Here is a 7,682-nt window from a genome sequence, read left to right on the forward strand (position 1 = left end):
GAGATCGCCAGGCGCGGTAGTCGCCGCGCCCGGCAAGCCTCATTGGTGGATCAATACACCTCGGGATTCGGGTCCGTGCGCTCCATTTCCAGCGACGCGGCCAGCAAGGCCAGGCGCGCCACCACGCCATACACATAGAAGCGGTTCGGCGCGGCCGTGCCCGGCTTGGCCTTCAAGTCCGGCACGGCATGCTGCTGGGCAAATGCCAGCGGCACGTACTGCGAACCGGGCGCGTTCAGGTTCTGGTCCACGCCACGCTCAGCATGTACGCGGTAGAAACCGCCCACCACGTAGCGGTCGATCATGTAGACGACCGGTTCGGCCACGGCATCCTTGATGCTTTCAAAGGTCGGCACGCCTTCCTGGATGATCACGTCGGTGACGACTTTGCCATCCTTGACGATGGACATCTTGTCACGCTGCTTGCGCGACAGGTCGCGCACTTCGCTGGCGTCGCGCACCGTCATGATGCCCGTGCCATACGTGCCCGCATCGGGCTTGACGATGACGAAAGGCTTTTCCTTGATGCCGTATTCCTTGTATTTCTTGCGGATCTTGGCCAGCAGCACGTCGACGCTGGCGGCCAGCGCATCTTCGCCTTCGCCTTCCTGGAAGTTGACGTCGCTGCACTTGGCGTGGAAGGGGTTGAGCATCCACGGATCGACATCGATCATCTTGCCGAATTTTTTCACCACTTCATCGTAAGCCGTGTAGTGGTTGCTCTTGCGGCGCAAGGCCCAGCCCGCGTGCAAGGGCGGCAGCAGGCTTTGCTCATGAATATTTTGCAAGATATCGGGGATGCCGTCCGACAAGTCGTTATTCAGCAGAATCGTGCACGGGTCGAAATCCTTCAAGCCCAGGCGGCGGCCATTGTTCAGACGCACGAGCGGCTCGATGACGAGCATGTTGCCATCTGGCAACGCCAAGGGTGTCGGCTGGGTGATGTCGGGCGACCAGGAGCCGAAACGCACGTGCAGCCCCGTCTGGCGGAAGATCTGCATCAGGCGCGCCACGTTTTGCAGGTACTGCGGCGTAGTGTTGTGCAATTCCGGCACGATCAGCAGGTTGCGGGCGTCCGGGCAATACTTGTCGATGGCGGCCATGGCCGCCTGCACGGACAAGGGCAGCATTTCCGTGGCCAGGTTATGGAAACCGCCTGGGAACAGATTGGTATCGACGGGCGCCAGCTTGTAGCCGGCGTTACGCAAGTCTACCGAGCAATAGAAGGGCGGCGTGTGTTCTTGCCACTCCATGCGAAACCAGCGCTCAATGGCCGGCGTCGCGGCCAGAATCTTTTTTTCGAGGTCGAGCAGCGGTCCGGTCAGGGCCGTGACGAGATGGGGAACCATAGTTACATCCTTAAATTATGTGCAGTATTCAAAAAAGCACACAGAACTGCCGACTATATTACCGTGTAAGTACCCCAAATCGGGGCAAAAGCCTTGTTTTAAAGACCTTTTACATTCCCACAACGAAAAAAAGGCACCTCAATGAGGTGCCTTTTCCAGCCGGGCATGCCGCGCCGGGGCGCTGGCATGCCAGATAATGACTATTTAGCCATGATACGCTTGCTCGCCGTGGCTGGTGATATCGAGGCCTTCGCGCTCTTCTTCTTCCGGTACGCGCAGGCCGATGACGATGTCGACCAGTTTATAAGCGATGACGGAGACGATGGCCGACCAGAGGATGGTGGTGCCGACCGCTTGCGCCTGCACCCACACCTGGTGGCCGATCGAGTACGGATCCGCCGACATCTTGTTGGTGACATAGTCGAATACGCCCTGGCCGCCCAGTTGTGGCGCAGCAAACACACCCGTCAGCAAGGCACCGAGGATACCGCCCACGCCATGCACGCCGAACACGTCGAGCGAATCGTCGGCGCCGATCAGGCGTTTCAGGCCATTCACGCCCCACAGGCAGACGACACCGGCCAGCAAGCCGATGACCAGGCCGCCCATCGGGCCGACAAAGCCGGCCGCCGGGGTGATCGCCACCAGGCCGGCCACGGCGCCGGACGCGCCACCGAGCATGGAAGGCTTGCCTTTGCTGATCCACTCGCCAAACACCCACGACAGGGTGGCGGCGGCCGTTGCCAGCAAGGTGTTGACGAAGGCCAGGGCAGCCACGTCGCCCGCTTCCATCGAGGAGCCGGCATTGAAACCGAACCAGCCCACCCACAGCAGCGACGCGCCGATCATGGTCATCGTCAGCGAGTGCGGTGCCATCGATTCGCGGCCGTAGCCGACGCGTTTGCCGATCATGATGGCGCCCACCAAGCCGGCGACAGCGGCATTGATGTGCACCACGGTGCCGCCGGCGAAGTCCAGCGCGCCTTTTTGCCAGATCCAGCCCGCCTTCAGGGCTTCGCTGGCCGAGGTGGCGGCGCTGGTGATCAGGTCAGGCCCGGTCCAGAACCACACCATGTGAGCCGCTGGCAGGTAGGCGAACGTGAACCACAGCACGACGAAGGCCAGCACGGCGGAAAACTTGGCGCGCTCGGCAAAGGCGCCGACGATCAGTGCGCAGGTGATGGCGGCAAACGTGCCTTGGAAAGCAACGAAGACGAACTCGGGAATGACGACGCCCTTGCTGAAGGTGGCGGCGGCGGCAAACGTACCCTTGGCCGGATCCCAGATACCATTCAGGAACAGGCGGTCGAAGCCACCGAAGAAGGCGGTTTTTTCCGTGAAGGCGATCGAGTAGCCGTAGATACACCACAGCACGATGACCAGCGCGAACACCATGAACACCTGCATCAGCACCGACAGCATGTTTTTCGAGCGCACCAGCCCGCCGTAGAACAGGGCCAGGCCGGGGATCGTCATCAAGATCACCAGCAAGGTGCTGATCATCATGAAACTGGTGTCGCCCTTGTTGGCGACAGGTGCGGCGGCTGGCGCGGCAGCAGCGGGGGCCGGAGCGGCGGCGGCAGGCGCTGCGTCAGGAACCGGCGTGACGGCGGGAGCGGCGACGGCCGTGGTTGTGGCCGCCTCCGTCTTGGCAGGCGCATCGGCAAAGCTTGGCGTGGCAATGCCAAACGCACACAGGCAGGCTATCCCAGCTAGCAATTTTGTTATATTTTTATGCATCAATATTCCCCTTAGAGCGCTTCGTTGCCGGTTTCACCGGTACGGATGCGGATGACCTGTTCCAGGTTGTAGACGAAAATCTTGCCATCACCGATTTTACCGGTACGCGCGGCACCTTCGATCGCTTCGATGGCCTGGTCGACAATGGCGTCATCGACGGCCGCTTCAATCTTGGTCTTTGGCAAGAAATCAACGACATACTCGGCGCCACGGTAGAGTTCCGTGTGGCCTTTCTGGCGGCCGAAGCCCTTGACTTCCGTGACGGTAATGCCTTGCACATTGATAGCCGACAAAGCCTCGCGTACTTCGTCCAGTTTGAACGGTTTAATGATTGCAGTAATCATTTTCATGGCAGTCTCGCTTAAAAGGTTTTGGACACGGTCAGCACGAGACCGGATTTCGCCAGATTCTTGCCGTTCGGAGCCAGCGATACGTTATTGGCCTTGACGGCCGCCAGGGAAACGGTCGCCACGCCGAAGTCCTTGGTCACGCCAATCTTGTAATCGCTGTAGCTGAGGGAATCGTTGTGCTCGACCTTCTGACGTCCGACATGCAGGTTCAGCATGTAGCCATCATGCACCTCGACGTTGGCACCCACGTCGAGGTAGCCGCTGTTCTTGCTGTCGGCGACACCGAACAGATTCGTCGTCGAATGCGAGTATTTGACATATATCGGGCCATAGCCGAGTTGGCCGTACAGCTCGAAGGTGTTGGCATTGGTGCTCAGTCCATTCGAGGGATAGAAATAGTACAGGCCGCCCACGTCATAGGTAAAATCCTTACTGATCTCGCCCCGCTTGCCGCCGTAGATATCCCATTCCAGATTGGTGTCGCCGCCGCCATCCTTGATCCATTTGATACTCGACAACCAGGTGCCCACATACAGGCCCGTCGGGTTATGGGTATAGTCGGCGCCGCCGCTGATGGCCGGTTTCAAGCGGCTTTGCGACAGGCCGCGGTAACGGTAGTCGCTGGTCAGCGCCACGTTATAGCTCACCACGTTATCAGGCACGGCTTCGGCCGCAGCAGGCGCCGCCACTGCATCCTGGGCCATGGCGCTACCGCACATGGCGGTCATGGCCAGCGTCAACGCTGCAGCTAAAGTCATGTTCTTGGACAGATTCTTCATGGCGATTCCCTTTTATTGAACTTTTAAAGCGGTTGAGGTTTAAAATCTTGGCTGGAGATCACAAAGCGTTCATACCTTCTTTAGCAGAATACGTGCCAGCTCCATTGCCACCTTGACAGGTGCGTTTCCGGCCATACATACCCTGCAAGCCTCTGGGCATGCGGGTACGGGCTGCTAAAGCATTGTGAATTTGCCCAGATTCGCACCAGATTAACGCCGCTGTGCACCGCAATGGTGCGATGCACAGGCCGCACCATAAAAGGACTGACCATGGACATGAATACCTTCTTTAACGATTTGCAAGGCAAGATCCATCAAGCCATCGAAAACTCGCCGGCCAAGGATATCGAGAAAAACGTGAAGTCGATGATGACCCAGGGCTTCGCCCGCCTCGATCTCGTCACGCGCGAGGAATTCGATATCCAGGCGCAAGTACTGGCCAAGACCCGCGCCAAACTGGACGCACTGGAATTGCGCCTGATCGAACTGGAAACGCGCCTGAACGACACCAAGGCGTAAACTGCGTCCGGCAGGGTCCGTTATTGACGGCCTTGCTGGCATACCTCAAGCCTGGCGGCGTTTCAAGCGCTAGACTGATCCTGCCCGCGCCCGCGCTACAGGGGAGTCTGATGAGCCTGGCCGTCCTGAAAAGCCGCGCCCTGGCCGGCATGGAGGCGCCCGAGGTAAGTGTCGAAGTCCACCTTGCCAACGGCTTGCCTTCGTTTACGATTGTCGGCTTGCCGGATACGGAAGTGAAGGAATCGCGCGACCGTGTTCGTGCCGCGTTGCAAAACTGCGGCTTTGAAATGCCGGCCCGGCGCATCACGGCCAATCTGGCGCCAGCAGACTTGCCCAAGGAATCGGGCCGCTTCGACTTGCCCATTGCACTGGGCATTCTGGCCGCCTCCGGCCAATTGCCGGGCGATCAATTACATCACTATGAATTCGCGGGCGAACTGTCGCTCTCAGGCCAGTTGCGTCCCATCCGCGGCGCCCTGGCCATGACCTTTGCCATGCAGCGCAGCCAGTCGGGCGCGCCACGCGCCTTCATCCTGCCGCAGGCGAACGCGGACGAGGCTGCTCTCGTCGGCGATGCCTGCATCTATCCCGCCCACAGCCTGCTCGAGGTCTGCGCGCATTTTGCCGCGCGTACCAGCCATACCGCCCTGCAACGCCACCAGCCCGTGCTGGCAGCGCACGCTTTTCAGTACCCCGACTTTGCCGACGTGCAGGGGCAGCAGCAGGCGCGGCGGGCACTGGAAGTGGCGGCAGCGGGCGGTCACAACGTCTTGATGGTGGGGCCGCCAGGCGCAGGCAAGACCATGCTGGCCAGCCGCTTTCCCGGCGTGCTGCCGCCCATGAGCGATGAAGAAGCGCTGGAATCGGCTGCCGTGCATTCGCTGGGCGGCCACTTCAAGGTGGAACACTGGAAACGGCGGCCCTATCGCGCCCCGCACCAGACAGCATCCGGCGTGGCACTTGTGGGTGGCGGCAACGTGCCGCGCCCGGGAGAAATCTCGCTGGCCCACTGCGGCGTGCTGTTTCTCGATGAAATTGCCGAATTCCAGCGGCGGGTACTCGATGTGCTGCGCCAGCCCATGGAATCGGGCGTGATCAGCATTTCACGCGCGGCCCGCCAGGCCGAGTTTCCTGCCCGCTTTCAACTGATCGCCGCCATGAATCCCTGCCCGTGCGGCTATCTGGGCCACGCTTCCGGCCGTTGCCGCTGTACGCCAGACGCCGTGCTGCGCTATCACAATCGCCTGTCCGGCCCGCTGCTCGACCGTATCGACCTGCAGATTGAAGTGGCCGCCATGCCGCCGGCCGCGCTGGGCCGGCAGGCCGGTGCCGGAGAATGCACGCAGCGGATCGCCACGCGGGTAGCGGCAGCCTATGCCTTGCAGCTGGCGCGACAGGGAAAATCAAACCAGCGGCTGAGCAACATGGAAATCGAGCAGCATTGTCGCCTTGAAACGCATGGCGAACAGTTGCTGCATGGCGCCATGACGCGCCTGCACTGGTCCGCGCGCACCTATCACCGGGTACTGCGCGTGGCGCGCAGCATCGCGGACCTGGCGGGTAGCCCGGCCATCACGCAGGCGCATGTTGCCGAAGCGATCCAGTACCGGCGCGTACTGCGTGAAATATAAGGCGGCCAATGAGCCCCACGCGTGCGCGATTGCGCGTGATGGACGGCGCTGCTACCATCTGCTGATGAAAAAAACATCAATTGCCCTCTTTCTGGCGACGCTCGCGGCCGCCGGCGTCCTGTCCGCCTGTAGTCCGAAATTCGACTGGCGCGACTATCGCAGCCCCGATGCCCAGTTCACGGCCCTGTTTCCAGGCAAGCCGGCCGTGCTGACGCGCGAGATCGATCTCGATGGCAAAAAAGTCAGCCTGACCATGACGGCAAGCGAGGTCGATGGCAATACCTTCGCCATCGGCAGCGCCGTGCTCGACAGTGCGGAACAGGCACAAACGGCCCTGCCCGCCATGCAGACGGCACTGCTGAAAAATATCAACGGTACCGTGCGCAGCGAAAAATCGGCCTCGGCGGCCAGCAGCACGGCGGCCGGCAGCCATCAACGCAGTTCGCTGAGCATCGAAGCGACGGGGACGCAGCAGGGCAAGCCCGTCCTGCTGGTCGGCCGTTTTGTCGCGCAGGACAAACGCATCTTCCAGGTCATCATTCTCGGTGAAGAAAGCAAGCTGTCGCGTGACACCATCGACACCTTCATGGACTCCGTGAAACTGGATTGAGACTTAACGATCGCTTAAACGGGTGTTTTCACGATAAACAAGCTCTTGTAAATGCGTGCGGTGTCCAACAGATGGCCCTATCCGGCTTGCAAATGTGCAATCCGGGCAATCGGACGGCCTGTGCGACATTTCAAGTCGTGATATTGTTTCGACACTAACAACAAGTTTCAGAAAGCGCTTATGTTGATCTCATTCAAATCCAAATCCTCCCCAGAAGTGCTGATGTACCAGGAACATGCCCAACGCATCCTCGACATCCTGCACAAGAACCCCACGCGCGGCGTCATCACGCCAGCTGAAGCGGGCGATGCCCTGGCCCTGCTGGAAAAAGAAGTCGCGGAAAGCAAATTGCATCCGGAAAACGACATCGAACACGATGCGCATACCCCGGAAACCCTGGAAGATGGCGAAACGGGCGCTCATGCGCGCGCGCAAAAAGTGCATTTTTCGCAGCGCGCCTATCCCTTGATGGAAATGCTGCGCTCGGCCAAGGCGGAAAATGAAAGCATCACCTGGGGCATCTGATCCGATGAATGCTGCAGACGAAAAAAACCCCGCACACGCGGGGTTTTTTTATATAACAAGCCTGACGATAACCTACTTTCACACTGGTTGCAGCACTATCATCGGCGCAAAGTTGTTTCACGGTCCTGTTCGGGATGGGAAGGGGTGGGACCAACTTGCTATGGTCATCAGGCATAACT

The 7,682-nt window shown here is 60.0% G+C and carries 8 protein-coding genes and 1 rRNA gene; 4 read left to right on the top strand and 5 right to left on the bottom strand.

Going from position 1 to position 7,682, the window contains the following annotated elements; all coding sequences use genetic code 11:
• Positions 1-50: 50 nt before the first annotated feature.
• The 4 genes from gshA to CSQ91_RS26720 all read right to left on the bottom strand — a co-directional run bounded on the left by gshA (position 51) and on the right by CSQ91_RS26720 (position 4,218).
• Positions 51-1,349, bottom strand: coding sequence for a glutamate--cysteine ligase (gene gshA, locus CSQ91_RS26705; RefSeq protein ID WP_070254361.1), 1,299 nt, complete (start codon positions 1,347-1,349; stop codon positions 51-53).
• Positions 1,350-1,553: 204 nt separating this feature from the next.
• Positions 1,554-3,089: an ammonium transporter gene (locus CSQ91_RS26710; protein WP_034784678.1), complete on the bottom strand. Its 1,536-nt coding sequence runs from the start codon at positions 3,087-3,089 to the stop codon at positions 1,554-1,556.
• 11 nt (positions 3,090-3,100) lie between these two features.
• A complete protein-coding gene (locus CSQ91_RS26715) occupies positions 3,101-3,439 on the bottom strand; it encodes a P-II family nitrogen regulator (RefSeq protein ID WP_010393464.1) in 339 nt (112 codons plus the stop codon).
• A gap of 11 nt (positions 3,440-3,450) precedes the next feature.
• On the bottom strand, positions 3,451-4,218 hold the full coding sequence (locus CSQ91_RS26720) for a TorF family putative porin (RefSeq protein WP_070254362.1): 768 nt from the start codon (positions 4,216-4,218) through the stop codon (positions 3,451-3,453).
• A gap of 270 nt (positions 4,219-4,488) precedes the next feature.
• Between CSQ91_RS26720 and CSQ91_RS26725 the strand changes: the two genes are divergently transcribed.
• The 4 genes from CSQ91_RS26725 (at position 4,489) to CSQ91_RS26740 (ending at position 7,503) form a co-directional block, all read left to right on the top strand.
• Entirely contained in the window at positions 4,489-4,737 is a 249-nt protein-coding gene (locus CSQ91_RS26725; protein WP_034749434.1) for an accessory factor UbiK family protein, read from the top strand.
• A 110-nt stretch (positions 4,738-4,847) separates the two neighbouring features.
• Positions 4,848-6,368 carry a YifB family Mg chelatase-like AAA ATPase gene (locus tag CSQ91_RS26730; protein WP_099390076.1) on the top strand — a complete coding sequence of 507 codons (1,521 nt, stop codon included), beginning with the start codon at positions 4,848-4,850 and terminating at the stop codon, positions 6,366-6,368.
• A 64-nt stretch (positions 6,369-6,432) separates the two neighbouring features.
• The gene (locus CSQ91_RS26735; RefSeq protein ID WP_099390077.1) at positions 6,433-6,978 is read left to right on the top strand and encodes a hypothetical protein; all 546 of its coding nucleotides are present in this window, start codon (positions 6,433-6,435) and stop codon (positions 6,976-6,978) included.
• Between the two features lie 180 nt (positions 6,979-7,158).
• The gene (locus CSQ91_RS26740) at positions 7,159-7,503 is read left to right on the top strand and encodes a DUF1840 domain-containing protein (protein ID WP_034749443.1); all 345 of its coding nucleotides are present in this window, start codon (positions 7,159-7,161) and stop codon (positions 7,501-7,503) included.
• Positions 7,504-7,562: 59 nt separating this feature from the next.
• Here CSQ91_RS26740 and rrf read toward each other — a convergent pair.
• Positions 7,563-7,675: ribosomal RNA gene (gene rrf, locus CSQ91_RS26745) — 5S ribosomal RNA — on the bottom strand.
• Positions 7,676-7,682: the final 7 nt, after the last annotated feature.

It is taken from the genome of Janthinobacterium sp. BJB301, assembly GCF_002735685.1.
GTDB lineage: Bacteria > Pseudomonadota > Gammaproteobacteria > Burkholderiales > Burkholderiaceae_D > Janthinobacterium > Janthinobacterium lividum.